The sequence below is a fragment of the Rhodococcus sp. JS3073 genome, from assembly GCF_026810085.1.
In the GTDB taxonomy this organism is placed as follows: Bacteria; Actinomycetota; Actinomycetes; order Mycobacteriales; family Mycobacteriaceae; genus Rhodococcus_F; species Rhodococcus_F wratislaviensis.
In genome coordinates this window covers 7475001-7490990 of sequence record NZ_CP113951.1, presented here as the reverse complement: position 1 = coordinate 7490990, position 15990 = coordinate 7475001, and the positions used below count along the sequence as shown (strand labels likewise).

The following is a 15990-nucleotide window of genomic DNA, read 5'->3' as shown; positions in this document are numbered from 1 at the left end:
TTTGTACTATCCCTGTCAGTCTTCGGTGTCCAGCCCGGTGTCCAACTCTTCTGTGGAAGCCGTAGCTTTATTCATTCTCGCAAATCGTGGGTCAGATTCCAGACTGTCACTGATGTCATCTATCAGATCCACATCCGGCAACAGCGGAGCCAAGGCGGGAAGATCGGCGAGAGACGCCAAGCCGAGCCGTTCCAGGAAGAGCTCCGTCGTCGAATACTGCGTGGCGTTGGTATCGGGATCGACGCCGGCTTCGGCGATCAATCCGCGAGCGAGAAGTGTGCGCACCACACCGTCCACGTTGACGCCACGCACCGCACTGATCCGTGCGCGGGTCAACGGTTGACGGTATGCCACCACGGCCAGAGTTTCCAAAGCCGCCCTCGTCAGTTTGGATCGTGCGCCGTCGAGCAGGAGCCGTTCCACGTAGGGCGCGTACGCGGTGCGTGTGTAGAGACGCCAACCGTCACCGGCATATCGGAGGTCCATCCCGCTCCCGCGGGCGGTGAGCTCGGCGGACATGCGGTTCAGCACGTCCGTGATGCGATTCACAGAAGCGCCGGTCGCGGAGGCGAGCTGTTCGGCTCCGGCGGGAGAGTCGACGATCAGCAGGAGCGACTCGAGAACGGCTTCGAGTTCGGTGTCCGACAGCTCGGGATCTGCGTCGACGGCGCCCTGGTCGTCCGACTCGTCGAACGGGACCGAACTCATCCGTAATCCTCCTCGGTCACCGGGGCGTCTGTGCCCTCCCCGGTCCAGCTCACCAACAATTCCCCGAGCGGCTCGGGCTGTTCGAACAACACCGACTGCTCGCGATACAGCTCGAGCAGCGCGAGGAATCTTGCCACGATTTCGACCGTCACCTCGCACTCCGAGACCAGGTCGCCGAAGGTCGCCCATTCCCCGGCCCCTCGTTCGCGGAGCAGTTCCAGCATCCGCGCCGCCTGTTCGGGCACCGACACCGCGTGCATGTCGTGCAGATGGTCGAGTCCCACGGTCGGCTTCGGGCGCGGAGTGAACACGGTCGCGGCGATCTCCGCGAACCGTTGCGGGTCGACACCGAGCAACACTTCCGGAAGCAACTGGGTGAACTGGTCCTCCAGTGCCGCCGAACGCGGGTACCGGCGCAGCGCGGCCGCCTCGAGCTCACCGAACAGTTGCGCCACCTGCTTGTACGCGCGGTACTGCAGCAGCCGGGCGAACAGCAGGTCGCGCGCCTCGAGAAGCGCGAGGTCCTCGGCGTCTTCCACCTGTCCTGCCGGGAGCAGACGCGCCGCCTTCAGGTCGAGCAGCGTCGCCGCGACCACCAGGAATTCGGTGGTCTGATCGAGTCCCATCTCCGCGCCCAGGGTGCGGGTGTAGGCGATGAAGTCGTCCGTCACCTGGTGCAGCGCCACTTCCGTCACGTCCAGCTGTCGCTGGTTGATCAGGGTCAGGAGCAGGTCGAACGGTCCCTCGAAATTCCGCAGGGTCACCCGGAAGCCGGGCTTGACCGCGGTCTGTGTTTCCGCGGCGTGCGATACGGGGGTCTGCGGGTCCTCGGTCTGCGGTGGAGCCGGAATGTCTTGCGTATTCACCACTTACCGGCCGGACCGGTGAATGACCTCGCGTGCCAGAGCACGGTACGCTTCGGCGCCGGTCGATTTCGGCGCCCAGGTGGTGATCGGTTCCCCGGCGACCGAGGTCTCGGGGAAGCGCACGGTGCGGTTGATCACGGTGTCGTAGACGAGATCCCCGAACACCTCCACCACACGGGCCATCACCTCGCGCGCGTGCAGGGTCCGTGCGTCGAACATCGTGACGACGATGCCGGCGAGTTCGAGCCGCGGGTTGAGCCGGTCGTGGACCTTCTCGACCGTATCGTTGAGCAGCGCCAGGCCGCGCAGGCTGAAGTACTCGCACTCCATCGGGATGATCACCGAGTCCGCGCAGGCCAGCGCGTTGACCGTGAGCAGTCCGAGGGACGGCTGGCAGTCGATCAGGACGTAGTCGTACCGGTCGAGCACCGGGTGCAGCACCCGTCCGAGCGTCTGTTCCCGCCCGACCTCGGTGACGAGCTGGATCTCCGCCGCCGACAGGTCGATGTTGCTCGGCAGAAGGTCGAGGCCCTCGACGCGTGTCCGCATCAGGACGTCGTCGATCGCGACGCGGGGTTCGACGAGCAAATTGTGGACGGTCAGTTCGAGGTCGTGATGCGCGACGCCGAGGCCCGCGGACAGCGCCCCCTGGGGATCGAGGTCGACGAGCAGGACACGCCGACCGAATTCGGCCAGAGACGCTCCCAGGTTGATCGTCGACGTCGTCTTGCCGACGCCACCCTTCTGGTTGCACATCGCGATGATCTTGGCCGGGCCGTGCGAGGGCAACGGGGCGGGTTCCGGCACCTCACGCGTCGGCCGTCCCGTGGGGCCGAGCTCTTCCTCCACGACCACGGCAGCGTCCTCGAACAAGGCTGCGGGTTCGGTCTGCCGCACGTCGAACATGTCGCCCTCCTGTTGCGAGTGCTCTGACTCCGCCGCTGGCGGCTGCGGTGTCACCACGGTCCGATGATCCCCTGTTCTCTCGATGATCGCTGCCGATCCCACATCGTTATACGAACGCTACCGCCTCGTACCGTGAATTTTCCCCTCGACACGCTTTCCGTCACCTAGCCCGGGGATGCGCTCCGGCCCACACCTCGCGCAGCGCACCCACTGTCACCAGCGTATATATCTGGGTGGTCGTCACCGAGGCATGTCCCAGCAGCTCCTGGACGACGCGGACGTCGGCGCCCCCGTCGAGCAGGTGGGTCGCGAACGAGTGGCGGAGCGTGTGCGGTGACACCGCCGAAGAGATGCCCGCGGCGTCCGCGGCGGTCTGCAGCACCGTCCACGCGCTCTGGCGGGACAGCCGTCCGCCGCGGACATTGAGGAACAGCGCGGGTGTTCCGCGTGATGCCAGCGCCGGCCGGCCCCGGATCAGGTAGGCGTCGAGGGATTCGACGGCGGGCCGGCCCACCGGCACCACCCGCTGCTTGCCTCCCTTGCCCCGCAGCAGCACCGACCGGGTCTCGGTGTCGACATCGTCGACATCCAGGCCGACGGCTTCGGAGATGCGGGCGCCCGTCGAGTACAGCAACTCCAGCAGCGCGCGGTCGCGGACCGCCCGCGGTCCGTCGGCGGGTCCGCTGCCTCCGACTGCCTCCAGCAGTGCCAGCACCTCATTGACCGGAAGCGATTTGGGGAGCCGTTTCGCCGGCGACGGCGGCCGCACGTCCCGGGCGACGTCGACGGCGGTCATCCCCTCCGCCGCGGCGAACCGGTGGAATCCGCGCACCGCGATCAGGGCGCGGGCCGCCGAGCTCGCGGCCAGCGGCGGCAGTTCGCGTTTCGGATCGCCGGTTCGTAGGGCGATCACGAAGTCGCTGACGTCTTGTTCGCGGATCCGGCCGATGTCGGTGACCTCCCGCTCGGCGAGGAACTGCGTGTACCGCTCGAGGTCGCGGCGGTACGAACCGAGAGTGTTGCGGGCAGCTCCGCGCTCGACGGCCAGGTGGTCGAGGTACGAATCCACCTGCCGCGCAATCACCATGTCATGCCCGCGCGGCCTCGTCCCCGGCGGCGCGCGAGCGTTTCCTCTCACTGAACCTGGCGGGGCGATCGACCCAGGGCGCGGTCACGTCGCGGAGTTCGCCGAGACCGCCCGGCCGGGACCGGGCAGCGGCGAGGGCCATCACCCCGGCCACGGCCGTGGCGTTGACGATGGTCCCGTTCAGCACCATCGACACCACGTCGTCGAGCGGAATCCGCTCGATCTCGAGGTCGGCTTCCTCGTCCTCCGGGTCCGGCCGGTCCACCTCGTACAGGTCCTCGGCGAGGAACACGCGCACCGACTCGTCCGTGAACCCTGGCGAGAGAACGACGTCCACCAGAACGGACCAGCGACGGGCCCCGAGCCCCGTCTCCTCCGCCAGTTCGCGGCCGGCGGCGTCGACGGGGTCCTCCCCCGGCTCGTCCAGCAGGCCGGCCGGGATCTCCCACAACCGGCGCCCCACCGGGTGCCGGTACTGGTGGATCAGGACGATCCGGTCCTCGTCGTCGAGAACCACGACGGCGACGGCGCCGTGGTGCTCGACGACCTCACGTTCGGCGGTCCGGCCGTCCGGCATCGCGACGTGATCCACCCGCAGGGCGAGGATCGCGCCGCTGTACACGGCGCGCGAGTCGAGAGTCTCGAATTCGTGCCGGCCGGTGTCGGTCATGGTCGGTCTCGCCCTATCCCGCGCTGTCGACGGACGCGACCTCGTCGCGGTCGGCGGAGTCGGCGAGCTCGTCATCGGCGGCGACGGCGGCCCGCTCCTCACCGTGCACGTCGACGGGAAGCCGCTCTTCGAGCTTGTGCTTCAGCGCCGCGTCGACGAACGCCGCGAACAGCGGGTGCGGACGCGTCGGACGGCTCTTCAGCTCGGGGTGCGCCTGCGTCGCGACGAAGAACGGGTGCTGGTCGGCCGGGTATTCGACGAACTCGACGAGGTGACCGTCGGGCGAGGTTCCGCTGAATCGGAGTCCGCTCTTCGCGATCCGGTCGCGGTACGCGTTGTTGACCTCGTAGCGGTGACGGTGACGCTCCGACACCTCTTCGCTGCCGTACGCCCGGGCGACGACGGACCCCTTCGTCAGGACGGCGGGGTACGCACCGAGGCGCATCGTGCCGCCGAGGTCCGCCTCGCCGGCGATGACGTCTTCCTGATCCGCCATCGTGGAGATCACGGGGTGCGTGGTCTCGGGCTCGAACTCGGCGGAGTTGGCGTCGTCGAGACCCACGCTGCGCGCGGCTTCGATCACGACGCACTGCAGGCCGAGGCACAGGCCGAGCAGCGGGATCTTCCGGTGACGGGCGTAGCGGATCGCGCCGAGCTTGCCCTCGATACCGCGGATTCCGAAGCCACCGGGAATCAGCACGCCGTCGACGTCGCCGAGGGCGGCCTGCGCGCCCGCCTCCGTCTCACACGCGTCGGACGGCACCCAGGAGATTTCCACCTTCGAGCGGTTCGCGAACCCGCCTGCACGCAGTGCCTCGGTGACGGACAGGTAGGCGTCCGGCAGGTCGACGTATTTTCCGACCAGGGCGATCCGCACGGTCTCGCGCGGCTGGTGGACGCGCTCGAGCAGGTTGCCCCACACGGTCCAGTCCACGTCGCGGAACGGCAGACCCAGCTGACGCACGACGTACGCGTCGAGGCCCTCGCTGTGCAGCACCTTCGGGATGTCGTAGATCGAGGGTGCGTCGGGGGTCGAGATGCAGCCGTCGACGTCGACGTCGCACATGAGTGCGATCTTGTTCTTCAGCGCCGGGGGAACCTCGCGGTCGCAGCGCAGGATCAGCGCGTCGGGCTGGATACCGATGTTCCGCAGTGCCGCGACCGAGTGCTGGGTGGGCTTCGTCTTGAGCTCACCCGACGGCGCCAGGTACGGCACCAGGGAGACGTGGAGGAAGAAGACGTTGTCCCGCCCGACGTCGTGGCGCACCTGACGGGCGGCCTCGAGGAACGGCTGCGACTCGATGTCACCGACGGTGCCACCGATCTCCGTGATGACGACGTCGGGCTGATGGCCCTGGAGGTCCGGTCCGCTCATGGCCAGGATCCGGCTCTTGATCTCGTCCGTGATGTGCGGGATGACCTGGACGGTGTCGCCGAGGTATTCGCCGCGCCGCTCCTTGGCGATGACCGTCGAATACACCTGGCCGGTGGTCACATTCGCCTGACCGGACAGGTCGCGGTCGAGGAAGCGCTCGTAGTGGCCGACGTCGAGGTCGGTCTCGGCGCCGTCCTCGGTGACGAAGACCTCACCGTGCTGGAAGGGGTTCATCGTGCCCGGATCGACGTTGAGATACGGATCCAGTTTCTGCATGGTCACGCGCATCCCCCGCGCGGTCAGCAATTGCCCGAGGCTCGAGGCTGTGAGGCCCTTGCCGAGTGAGGAGGCGACGCCGCCGCTCACGAAGATGTGCTTGGTAGCGGTACGCGAATGAGTGCGTGACTGTGGCAAAGGGGCTCCCGTGACGACTGTGCAGGGCTTGGTCTGTTCGAGCAATGCTGGGGCCTGCCGACCCACGGGACTTCACGGTAACACCTTGTCGTACGTCCCGGAAACAACGCGCCGCGATTGCCCGCCCCGATGTGATGCGCGCTACGCCGGTGTGGCCCCCACGGTGACACCGGTGGTGCCGGGCCCCGTGCCGTACCGGCCGGCACCGCCGTTCAGTTGCTCCTGCAGCGCGAGCGGAACGGTGATCTTGCCCGCTTCCCGGTCGATGTTGTCGATAGTGGTGAGCGCCGCGGAGAGAGCCGCGTCGGCCCGCGCCACGGCGACCGCACCGTTGCCCTGCGCCGAGGCCGGACGCCCGGCGAGAACCGCCCCGGCCCCTCGCGAGTCCAGCGCGCCCGCGAACCGGGCCACCACCGCACCGCGGTTGCCGCTGACGCCGTCCTCCACGTCGCGGTCGCCGGTCAGCACCACCGCGACCTGTGCCGGTTGGACCGCGCCGTCGTCGTAGCTGACGAATCCCGCCCCGCGGAGGGTCTCGAGGGCGAGCGCCATCTCCTGCGCGGAACTCTGCGGCTGACCCGTCTCCTTGCCGAGCATGAGGACCGAGCCGAGCAGGTCGCCTGCGAGGCTGCCCTGGTCGACGGCCCCGGTCTTCAACGTGACACCAGCGGGGATCACGTTGTTGACGACCGTCCGCAACCGGTCACCGCCGGTGGCGTCCACGAACGAGTCGGTCAGCGACACCCGCCCGGTCACCGACCCGCCGGCCTGCGCGATCATGCGGTTGACCCCGTCCAGGTCGGCGGGGTCGGCATCCGGGGTCGTCACGACCATCACGGTGCGTTGCGCGAGAGAGTCGGCCACCACGCGGCCGCCGACCGCGGAATCGAAGCCGTCCGCCGAGTTCAACTGCTCGGTCAGCTGGTTGTTGCGTTCGGTCGCCTTCTCCATATCGGTCTGCAGGTCGGCCTTGTCGTCGCGCAGCCCCGAGACGAGACCGCTCGACAACAGGCCGGAACCCATCACCACGCCGATTGCCAGAGCCAGGAAGATCGCCGCTATGGAAATGGCATGTTGACGCAGAGAAATCACTTGAAGAACCCCTGAACCCACAACGCAAAGCTGTTCCACGTCGCGACGGCCCAGTCCAGTGCCTCACCACCGATGTTCGACACCACCAGGGCCACGATCACCGCGACCAGTGCGGCCAGCACGAGCAACGCGATCGCACCGCCCGACACCCGGCTCCGGTACAGGGTCGCCACGGCCTTCGCGTCCACCAGTTTCGGCCCGACCTTCAGGCGGGTCATGAATGCCGACGGGTTGCTGTCGCGGCGGCCGCGGTCGAAGAACTCGTCGAGGGAGACGGTGCTCCCGACCGTGACGATCAGCGACGCGCCGTGGTGATCGGCCAGCAGCAGCGCCAGGTCGGACGGGGACCCGGACGCCGGGAACGTCATCGCTCCGATGCCGAGGTCCTGGATCCGTGACAGACCGGGGGCGTGACCGTCCTGGTCGGCGGGGAGAACCACCTCGGCGCCCGACTTCAACGTGGCGCTCGTGATGTCCTCGGGGTCGCCGACGATGAGATCCGGGCGATAGCCCGCCGACTTGAGGACGTCGGCGCCTGCACCGACGCCGATGAGGATCGGCGAGTACTCCTTGATGAACGGCTTGAGGTTCTTCAGGTCGGATGCGTGGTCCGGGCCGTCGGACACGATCACGACGTGCCGTTCCTTCATGTCGACGTCGACGTCGGGGACTCCGACACCGTCGATCAACAGCGGACTCTCGGTGCGGATGAACTCGATGGTGTTGCCGGAGAACGCCTCGAGGTGGTCGACCAGACCGGTTTTCGCCTCGATCATCCGGTCGGAGATCTCCGCCTCGGTCTGTTCGTCGCCCTTGGCGATGCGCCGTTCCCCGGAGTAGACACCGCCCCCGTTCACCCGGACCTTGCTGCCGTCCTTGATGCTCTTGAAGATGTCGGCGCCGGCCGAATCCACCAGGAGGATCCCGTTGGCGACGATCACCTCCGGACCGAGGTTGGGATAGCGCCCCGAGATCGAGGGCGACGCGTTGATCACTGCGAGAACGCCGGCCTTCACCAGGGCGTCCGCGGTCCCGCGATCGAGGTCGAGCTCGTCGAGAACGACGATGTCACCGGGTCCGACGCGTCGCAGCAACTTGGCCGTGTTGCGATCCACCCTGGCGATGCCGCTGACCCCAGGCAAAGTTTCGGTGTTACGTGACAGCAGTGCCGGCATCTTCATGAGTTCGATGATGGACCGGAAGCAGGACCGACCTGTGGAGGCGCGCCGAACCGTTTACCACATCAGTCACACCATTACCACGGGTGCGGCCGACGGTCCGCCGGGCGGGGTTCAGGCGGAACGCTCGGCGTTGGCCGTGGCCAACAACTCCTCCGCGTGGGCGCGACCGGTCTCCGTGTCGTCGAGTCCGGCGAGCATGCGGGCCAGTTCCACCACCCGCTCGTCGTCGGTGAGTGTGTGCACACCACTGCTGACGACGCCATCCGCGTCGTCGACCTTGTCGACCACCAGGTGAGTGTCTGCGAACGCCGCGACCTGCGGCAGGTGCGTCACGACGATGACCTGGTGCGTCCGGGCGAGCCGGGCCAGTCGCCGGCCGATCTCGACCGCGGCCCGACCGCCGACACCGGCGTCGACCTCGTCGAACACCATCGTCGCGCCCGAATCGGACCCGGCGAGCACCACCTCGAGGGCCAGCATCACCCGCGAGAGTTCACCGCCGGACGCGCTCTTGCTGATGGGCAGCGACTGTGCGCCGCTGTGCGCCGACAGCCGGAATTCCACTTCGTCGACACCGGACGATCCCGCGTGCAGTTCCGTACCGTCGACGGTGAGCGGTGCCGTGTCCTGGGGTCCGGCGATCCGGGGGCGGACCGACACCTCGAGGGCGGCCCGGCCCATCGCCAGACCTGCGAGTTCCGAACTGACGGCCTTGGCGAGCTTGGCCGCCGCCTTGACGCGGGCCGCGGTCAGCTTCGACGCGGCCTCCGCGGTGGACGCCGCAGACTCCTCGACCTGCTTCGTCAATGCCGCCAACGCATCGGAGGACACATCGATCTTCTCGAGCCTCGCACGGGCGTTGTCTGCCCATTCCAGTACGCCGTCGACGTCGGCGGCGTACTTGCGGGTGAGGTTCTTCAGTTCCGCCTGCCGCGACAGCAAGGAGTCCAGTGCCCCCGGGTCCGCCGGAAGCCCGGCGAGATACGTGGTCAGGTCGGCGGAGACGTCGGTGACCACTGCGATCGCGTCGGCGAGACGCGGTCCGAGCCCGTCGAGTTCGGGGTCGGTGGCCGATTCGATCCGGGCCCGCGCCTCGGACAGCAGATCCAGCGCGGGTGCGCCCACGCCGTCGCCGTCCATGTCGTCGCCGCCGGCGAGCGCGGCGTGCGCTTCCTCGGCAGCCGAGCGCAGCGAGTCGAGTTCACTGAGTCTGCGCACCTCCGACACGATCGACTCGTCCTCGCCCGGGGTGGGGGCGATGCCGTCGATCTCGTTGAGGGCGAACGTCAGCTGGTCGGCTTCCTGCGCGAGTTCCCGGGTGCGCCCGGTGCGTTCGATCAGCTCGGATCGTGCGGTCACCCATTCGTCGCGGTGCTTGCGGTACCGCGCCAGCAGCGGGCCGACCGTCTTGTCCGCGAACCTGTCCAGCGCGGCGCACTGCTGGTCCGGGCGGAGCAGCCGCAGCTGATCGTTCTGCCCGTGCACGGTGAGCAGCGGATCGGTGAACTCGGACAGCACGCCCGCCGGAACGCTGCGCCCGCCCAGGTGGGCGCGGGACCGTCCGTCGCTGCCGACGGTCCGCACCGCGATGATGGTGCCGTCCTCGTCCCGCTCGGCGCCGGTCGACTCGAGCAGCCGGGACACGGCACGTTCGACGTGCTCCGAGCCCTCATCCGTCATGAACCGGCCCTCGACCACGGCACGGGGCGCGCCGAGACGCACCCGGCCCGCGTCCGCTCGTGCACCGCTGAGCAGGTGCAGGCTCGTCACCACCATCGTCTTGCCCGCGCCGGTTTCACCGGTGAGCACCGTCAAGCCTTCGTGGAATTGCGCCGACGCCTCGGAGATCACACCGAGGTTGTCGATCCTGATCTCTGCCAGCACGTCTAGGGCTTCCTTCCTCGCCACCCGGTGACGGGCAGCTCGAACTTTCGCACCATCCGGTCCGCGAACGGCGCCGAATCCAGTCGTATCCAACGAACGGGTTCCTTGCCACGCACCACTTCGACGCGGGCGCCCGCGGGCAGCTCGAGGGTCCGGCGACCGTCGCAGAACACCAGGCCGTCGTGGCTGCCTGCCACCGTCTCGACCGCGATCAGCGAATTCGGGCTCGTCACGAGGGGGCGCGCGAACAAGGCGTGCGCGTTGCTCGGGACCACCAGCAGGGCCTCGAGTTCGGGCCACACCACGGGGCCGCCGGCCGAGAACGCGTACGCGGTCGACCCGGTCGGGGTGGAGATGAGGACACCGTCGCAACCGAAGGCCGACACGGGGCGGCCGTCCACTTCGAGCACCACTTCGAGGACACCGAGCCGGGACCGGTTCTCGATGCTCGCCTCGTTCAGCGCCCAGCCGCGTTCGATGATTTCGTCGTCCACCCGGACCAGCACGTCCAGTGTCATGCGGTGTTCGATGCGGTACTCACGACGCACTACCTGGGCGAGCGCCTCGTCGAGGTGCTCGGCCTCGGTTTCCGCGAGGAACCCGATCCGGCCCAGGTTGATTCCCAGAACCGGGATGGACGCGGCCTGGGCGAGTTCCGCTGCCCGGAGGAACGTTCCGTCCCCGCCGAGGACGAGCACCATCTCGCAACCGAGGGCGGCGTCGGGACCTGCCTGAACAATGGTGACTTCCAGCCCGGGAACCAGGAATTCGTCGGCTGCCATGCCGTCCATCGGTTCGATGCGGGTGCTGTCGACCTCGTCGACGAGGACGCGCAGCCCGATCCCGGCACGCTCGAAGATCTTGCCGACGCGTCGCGCGGTCTCCGTGATCTCGGCGCGGCCCGGGTGCGCCACGAGCAGGATCTCCCGCTCGCCTTGCTGGGTGCCGCTGCTTCCCCCGCTCACTGTGGTCCCTCCTGCACCGCGGTGCGGATCAATTCTTCTACCGACTCGACCGGTACATCATCCGTCCCGGGTGTGACATCCGCGCGGAGCCACAGGAAGTATTCGACGTTCCCCGACGGTCCCGGCAGCGGACTGGCCACTGCACCGACGGTACGCAGTCCCAGCGATTCCGCCGTCTTCGCGACATCCAGTACCGCGGCGACACGCAGCTCAGGGTCACGCACCACTCCACCGGAACCCACGTGGTCCTTTCCGACCTCGAACTGCGGCTTCACCATCGGAATCAGATCCGCGCCGTCGGCCACGCAGGCCACGAACGCCGGGAGGACGAGCTTCAGCGAGATGAACGAGAGGTCCGCGACCACCAGATCGACCGGGCCGCCGATCTGCTCGGCGTCGATCGATCGCACGTTGGTCCGGTCGACGACGTGGACGCGGTCGTCGGACTGCAGCCGCCACACCAGCTGGCCGTAGCCGACGTCCACCGCCACGACCTCCCGCGCGCCGTGGTGAAGCAGCACGTCGGTGAAGCCGCCGGTGGACGCGCCGGCATCGAGGCAGCGCTTGGTCTCGACCTGGAGCCCACGGGGCCCGAAGGCCTCCAGCGCACCGAGGAGTTTGTGCGCACCACGCGATGCCCAGGACACTTCGTTGTCGACCTCGACCACCCGCAGCGGAGTTCCCGCTTCGATCGCGGTGGCCGGTTTGGTCGCTGCCGCACCCGAGATCAGTACGCGGCCGGAGGCGATGAGTTCTTGCGCGTGTTCGCGGGACCGGGCCAGTCCCCGCCGAACGAGTTCGGCATCCACCCGTGCTCGACGGGCCACGTCAGATCTTGTCCACGGTGGCCAGCGCCTCCACCAGCACGTCGTGCGCCTTCTCGAGAAGATGGGCTTTGCGTGGGATGACCCCGGCGCCGTGCTCGTCGTCAGGATCCGGTTCGACGGCTCCGAGCCGCGACAACAATCCGTCGACCTCCGTGTGGATCTTCTCGGGGTCGACACTCTGAGGAGGCCCAGGTAGATGGGCTCCCGGGCGCGGTATTGGCGTGCTCATCGGGCACAACGCTAGTCCATCGCGTTCCGATACGCATACAGCGAATCGCGTGACGAACAACGCGGGTCTGCCGGGTTTCAGGCACCCCAGCCTGAGACGACCGCGCTCACCGCGGGCGTCTTCGACGTGATCCGCGCGAAGTCGGGGAACTTCCAGGCGCCGACAGCCACGGCCCGTAGCAGCGCAGCCGAATCCACCGGCGCGGCGGAATCGGTGGTCGGTTCGATCACCAGATCGGTGCCGTCGAACTCGACGGACCACCGGCTGTCCTCACCGATGAGGGATTCCTCGGCGGGCCGGTTGAGGGCGTCCAGTTCGGACGCCAGATAGGTGGGCCGTAGCTCCGGCGCGGCGCGCAGCACGTCCACCGCGGTGCTCACGCCGGTGAGTACCAGCAGCGAGTCGAGACCGACATTATTGGCACCTTCGATGTCGGTGTCCAGCCTGTCGCCCACGACGAGCGGGCGCACACACTTGCTGCGGCGCATCGCATCCTCCATCAGCGGCGCGGCCGGTTTACCCGCCACGAGCGGTTCCCGGGACGTCGCCGTGCGTAGCGCTGCGACCATCGACCCGTTGCCGAGGACGAGTCCGCGTTCGGTGGGGAGGGTCGAGTCCAGGTTCGCCGCCACCCAGACCGCGCCGGCCCGGATCGCGAGGGTCGCCTCGGCGAGTATCGCCCAGTCCGTCGTCGGCGAATGACCCTGGACGACAGCCGCCGGCGCGTCCTCGAACGACCGCACCGACCGCAGTCCGACGTTCCGGACTTCGTCGGCGAGCGCTTCGGTGCCCACGATCAGGACCGGCGAATCGGGGGCAACGTTCTCCGCGAGAAGCCTGGCCGCGGACTGCGAACTCGTCACCACCGTCGACTCGTCGGCGTCGAATCCGAGTTCGGTCAGGTGTTCCGCGACCTCCCCCGGGCTGCGACTGGCGTTGTTGGTCACGTAGTAGCAGGACTGCTCCCCGGCCGCCAAAGCCTCTCGCGCACCGGGGATTTCCTGCGGCCCCTGGTACAGGGTGCCGTCGAGGTCGAGCAGCAGGGCGTCGTAACCGTCGCGCAGAACCGTCACTGATCGTCTCCGGTCAGCTCGGCCACACGCTCCTCCGCGTCGGTGTCACCCTCGAGATCCGCCGCAGCGGAATTGAGGAACCACTTGAGTCCGTCCTCGATGCGACCGGCCGCCACCAAGGCATCCGCGTACGCGTAGAACAGGCGAGCGGCACCCGGACCGGTCCGCGAGGCGTCGAGATCAGGGGTCTGCAGGGTGACCACGGCCTGGTCGAACTGACCGAGGTCCATGCGTGCTCCGGCGACCACCATGCGCAGCTCGGCGGCCTCGTCACCGGACAGCGCTGCAGCTTCCTCGCTCCGCCCGAGTTCGATCGCACGCTCCGGGCGGCCCAGTCCACGTTCGCAGTCCGCCATCACCGCGAGCAGTCCAGGACCGCCGGCCATGCGACGAGCAGCGCGCAACTCCGACAACGCCTCCGCCCATTCGCCGGCGTGATATGCGGTGATACCCGCGGCCTCACGCACGATGGCGATACGGCCCGCACGCTGGCGCGCGGCGCGGGCATGCGCGAGCGCAAGACGCGGATCGTCGTCGACGAGCTTGCCGGCCATCACCAGGTGACGCGCAACCGTGTTCGCGTTCGTCTTGTCCAGGCTCAGCAGGTCGCGGCGTACAGCGGGATCGAGCTCGCCGGCCTCGACGTTCTCGGGCAGATCCGGTTCGTCCGGACGGGCCTGCTGCCGCTGCGGACGGTCGCCTTCACGTCCGCGAGGCGCGAAGCCGCCCTCGCCGCCACGACGGGGTCCGCCACCGCGACGATCGCCACCGGCACCGCCACGATTGTCGCGCGAATCGCGACGGGGACCACCGGTCGAGCCACCACGACCCGAACCACCGGCGCCGCCACGGTCGCTGCTGGACGCACCGCCTCGATTGTTGTTGGAGGCACCGCCTCGATTGTTGTTGGAGGCACCGCCTCCGCGGAAGGACCGACGTCCGTCGTCACTCTCCGACACAGTCATTCCTTTCACACAAACCACGAAAGGGGACCCAGTATATTGGGTCCCCTTTCGGTAACGGATGTTCGGCGGTGTCCTACTCTCCCACACCCTGTCGGGTGCAGTACCATCGGCGCTGGAGGGCTTAGCTTCCGGGTTCGGAATGGGACCGGGCGTTTCCCCTCCGCTATGGCCGCCGTAACTCTATGAAACTGTCACACACTCATTTCGTGTTGTTCCCTCAACTCGGGCACCCTGCTGGGTGACCGGTGGGGTTGAAATGAGTATCTGTGTGTTGTTTCAGATACTGCACAGTGGACGCGTAGCTTCTTTGTGGTAAGTCCTCGGCCTATTAGTACCAGTCACCTGCATCCGTTACCGGACTTCCAGTTCTGGCCTATCAACCCGGTGGTCTGCCGGGGGCCTTACCCCCTCGAGGGGGTGAGAAACCTCATCTTGGAACAGGCTTCCCGCTTAGATGCTTTCAGCGGTTATCCCTTCCGAACGTAGCTAACCAGCGGTGCTCCTGGTGGAACAACTGGCACACCAGAGGTTCGTCCGTCCCGGTCCTCTCGTACTAGGGACAGCCTTCCTCAAGTTTCTAACGCGCGCGGCGGATAGAGACCGAACTGTCTCACGACGTTCTAAACCCAGCTCGCGTGCCGCTTTAATGGGCGAACAGCCCAACCCTTGGGACCTACTCCAGCCCCAGGATGCGACGAGCCGACATCGAGGTGCCAAACCATCCCGTCGATATGGACTCTTGGGGAAGATCAGCCTGTTATCCCCGGGGTACCTTTTATCCGTTGAGCGACACCGCTTCCACTTGCCGGTGCCGGATCACTAGTCCCGACTTTCGTCCCTGCTCGACCTGTCAGTCTCACAGTCAAGCTCCCTTGTGCACTTGCACTCGACACCTGATTGCCAACCAGGCTGAGGGAACCTTTGGGCGCCTCCGTTACATTTTGGGAGGCAACCGCCCCAGTTAAACTACCCACCAGGCACTGTCCCTGAACCAGATCATGGTCCGAGGTTAGAGGTCCAATACGATCAGAGTGGTATTTCAACAACGACTCCACACTCACTGGCGTGAGCGCTTCACAGTCTCCCACCTATCCTACACAAACCGAACCGAACACCAATACCAAGCTGTAGTGAAGGTCCCGGGGTCTTTTCGTCCTGCCGCGCGTAACGAGCATCTTTACTCGTAATGCAATTTCGCCGAGTCTATGGTTGAGACAGCTGAGAAGTCGTTACGCCATTCGTGCAGGTCGGAACTTACCCGACAAGGAATTTCGCTACCTTAGGATGGTTATAGTTACCACCGCCGTTTACTGGGGCTTAAATTCTCAGCTTCGCCACCGAAGTGGCTAACCGGTCCTCTTAACCTTCCAGCACCGGGCAGGCGTCAGTCCGTATACATCGTCTTACGACTTCGCACGGACCTGTGTTTTTAGTAAACAGTCGCTTCTCACTGGTCTCTGCGGCCCCACCCAGCTCACACTGCAAGAGTGATCACCGGACGAGGCCCCCCTTCTCCCGAAGTTACGGGGGCATTTTGCCGAGTTCCTTAACCATAGTTATCTCGATCGCCTTAGTATTCTCTACCTGACCACCTGTGTCGGTTTGGGGTACGGGCCGTGTGAAAGCTCGCTAGAGGCTTTTCTCGGCAGCATAGGATCACTGAATTCGCCTCATTCGGCTATGCATCACCTCTCAGGCTGTGTGAATGGCGGATTTGCCTACCATTCGCCCTACAGGCTTACACCAGT

General features: G+C 67.0%; 14 protein-coding genes and 2 rRNA genes (1 of these 16 cut by a window edge). All 16 read right to left on the bottom strand.

Annotation, left to right across the window (positions count from 1 at the left end; genetic code table 11):
- Nucleotides 1-15: 15 nt before the first annotated feature.
- Nucleotides 16-708, bottom strand: a complete 693-nt coding sequence (gene scpB, locus OYT95_RS34225) for an SMC-Scp complex subunit ScpB (RefSeq protein ID WP_268790152.1) — start codon at nucleotides 706-708, stop codon at nucleotides 16-18.
- Entirely contained in the window at nucleotides 705-1577 is an 873-nt protein-coding gene (locus OYT95_RS34220) for a segregation and condensation protein A (protein ID WP_268790151.1), read from the bottom strand. Before OYT95_RS34220 ends, scpB begins: the two co-directional genes overlap by 4 nt.
- Nucleotides 1578-2582, bottom strand: a complete 1005-nt coding sequence (locus OYT95_RS34215; RefSeq protein ID WP_037229366.1) for a ParA family protein — start codon at nucleotides 2580-2582, stop codon at nucleotides 1578-1580.
- A 58-nt stretch (nucleotides 2583-2640) separates the two neighbouring features.
- Nucleotides 2641-3567, bottom strand: a complete 927-nt coding sequence (gene xerD, locus OYT95_RS34210; protein ID WP_112298636.1) for a site-specific tyrosine recombinase XerD — start codon at nucleotides 3565-3567, stop codon at nucleotides 2641-2643.
- A gap of 1 nt (nucleotide 3568) precedes the next feature.
- Nucleotides 3569-4237: an NUDIX domain-containing protein gene (locus OYT95_RS34205; protein WP_112298637.1), complete on the bottom strand. Its 669-nt coding sequence runs from the start codon at nucleotides 4235-4237 to the stop codon at nucleotides 3569-3571.
- Between the two features lie 13 nt (nucleotides 4238-4250).
- On the bottom strand, nucleotides 4251-6026 hold the full coding sequence (locus OYT95_RS34200; protein WP_052032982.1) for a CTP synthase: 1776 nt from the start codon (nucleotides 6024-6026) through the stop codon (nucleotides 4251-4253).
- Nucleotides 6027-6167: 141 nt separating this feature from the next.
- Entirely contained in the window at nucleotides 6168-7118 is a 951-nt protein-coding gene (locus OYT95_RS34195; RefSeq protein ID WP_037229355.1) for a copper transporter, read from the bottom strand.
- Nucleotides 7115-8299, bottom strand: a complete 1185-nt coding sequence (gene steA / locus OYT95_RS34190; RefSeq protein ID WP_268790150.1) for a putative cytokinetic ring protein SteA — start codon at nucleotides 8297-8299, stop codon at nucleotides 7115-7117. The genes OYT95_RS34195 and steA overlap by 4 nt, the downstream gene beginning before the upstream one ends.
- Before the next feature lie 111 nt (nucleotides 8300-8410).
- Nucleotides 8411-10183: a DNA repair protein RecN gene (recN, locus tag OYT95_RS34185; protein WP_112298639.1), complete on the bottom strand. Its 1773-nt coding sequence runs from the start codon at nucleotides 10181-10183 to the stop codon at nucleotides 8411-8413.
- A 2-nt stretch (nucleotides 10184-10185) separates the two neighbouring features.
- On the bottom strand, nucleotides 10186-11148 hold the full coding sequence (locus tag OYT95_RS34180; RefSeq protein ID WP_037229348.1) for an NAD kinase: 963 nt from the start codon (nucleotides 11146-11148) through the stop codon (nucleotides 10186-10188).
- Nucleotides 11145-11975, bottom strand: coding sequence for a TlyA family RNA methyltransferase (locus OYT95_RS34175; RefSeq protein WP_037229346.1), 831 nt, complete (start codon nucleotides 11973-11975; stop codon nucleotides 11145-11147). The genes OYT95_RS34180 and OYT95_RS34175 overlap by 4 nt, the downstream gene beginning before the upstream one ends.
- A gap of 1 nt (nucleotide 11976) precedes the next feature.
- Nucleotides 11977-12204, bottom strand: coding sequence for a hypothetical protein (locus OYT95_RS34170; protein WP_050785034.1), 228 nt, complete (start codon nucleotides 12202-12204; stop codon nucleotides 11977-11979).
- Nucleotides 12205-12281: 77 nt separating this feature from the next.
- A complete protein-coding gene (locus OYT95_RS34165; protein WP_268790149.1) occupies nucleotides 12282-13277 on the bottom strand; it encodes an HAD-IIA family hydrolase in 996 nt (331 codons plus the stop codon).
- Entirely contained in the window at nucleotides 13274-14242 is a 969-nt protein-coding gene (locus OYT95_RS34160; protein ID WP_081792279.1) for a tetratricopeptide repeat protein, read from the bottom strand. Before OYT95_RS34160 ends, OYT95_RS34165 begins: the two co-directional genes overlap by 4 nt.
- Before the next feature lie 60 nt (nucleotides 14243-14302).
- A 5S ribosomal RNA gene (gene rrf / locus OYT95_RS34155) occupies nucleotides 14303-14419 on the bottom strand.
- A 131-nt stretch (nucleotides 14420-14550) separates the two neighbouring features.
- Nucleotides 14551-15990: ribosomal RNA gene (locus OYT95_RS34150) — 23S ribosomal RNA — on the bottom strand; it runs 1695 nt beyond the window's last position.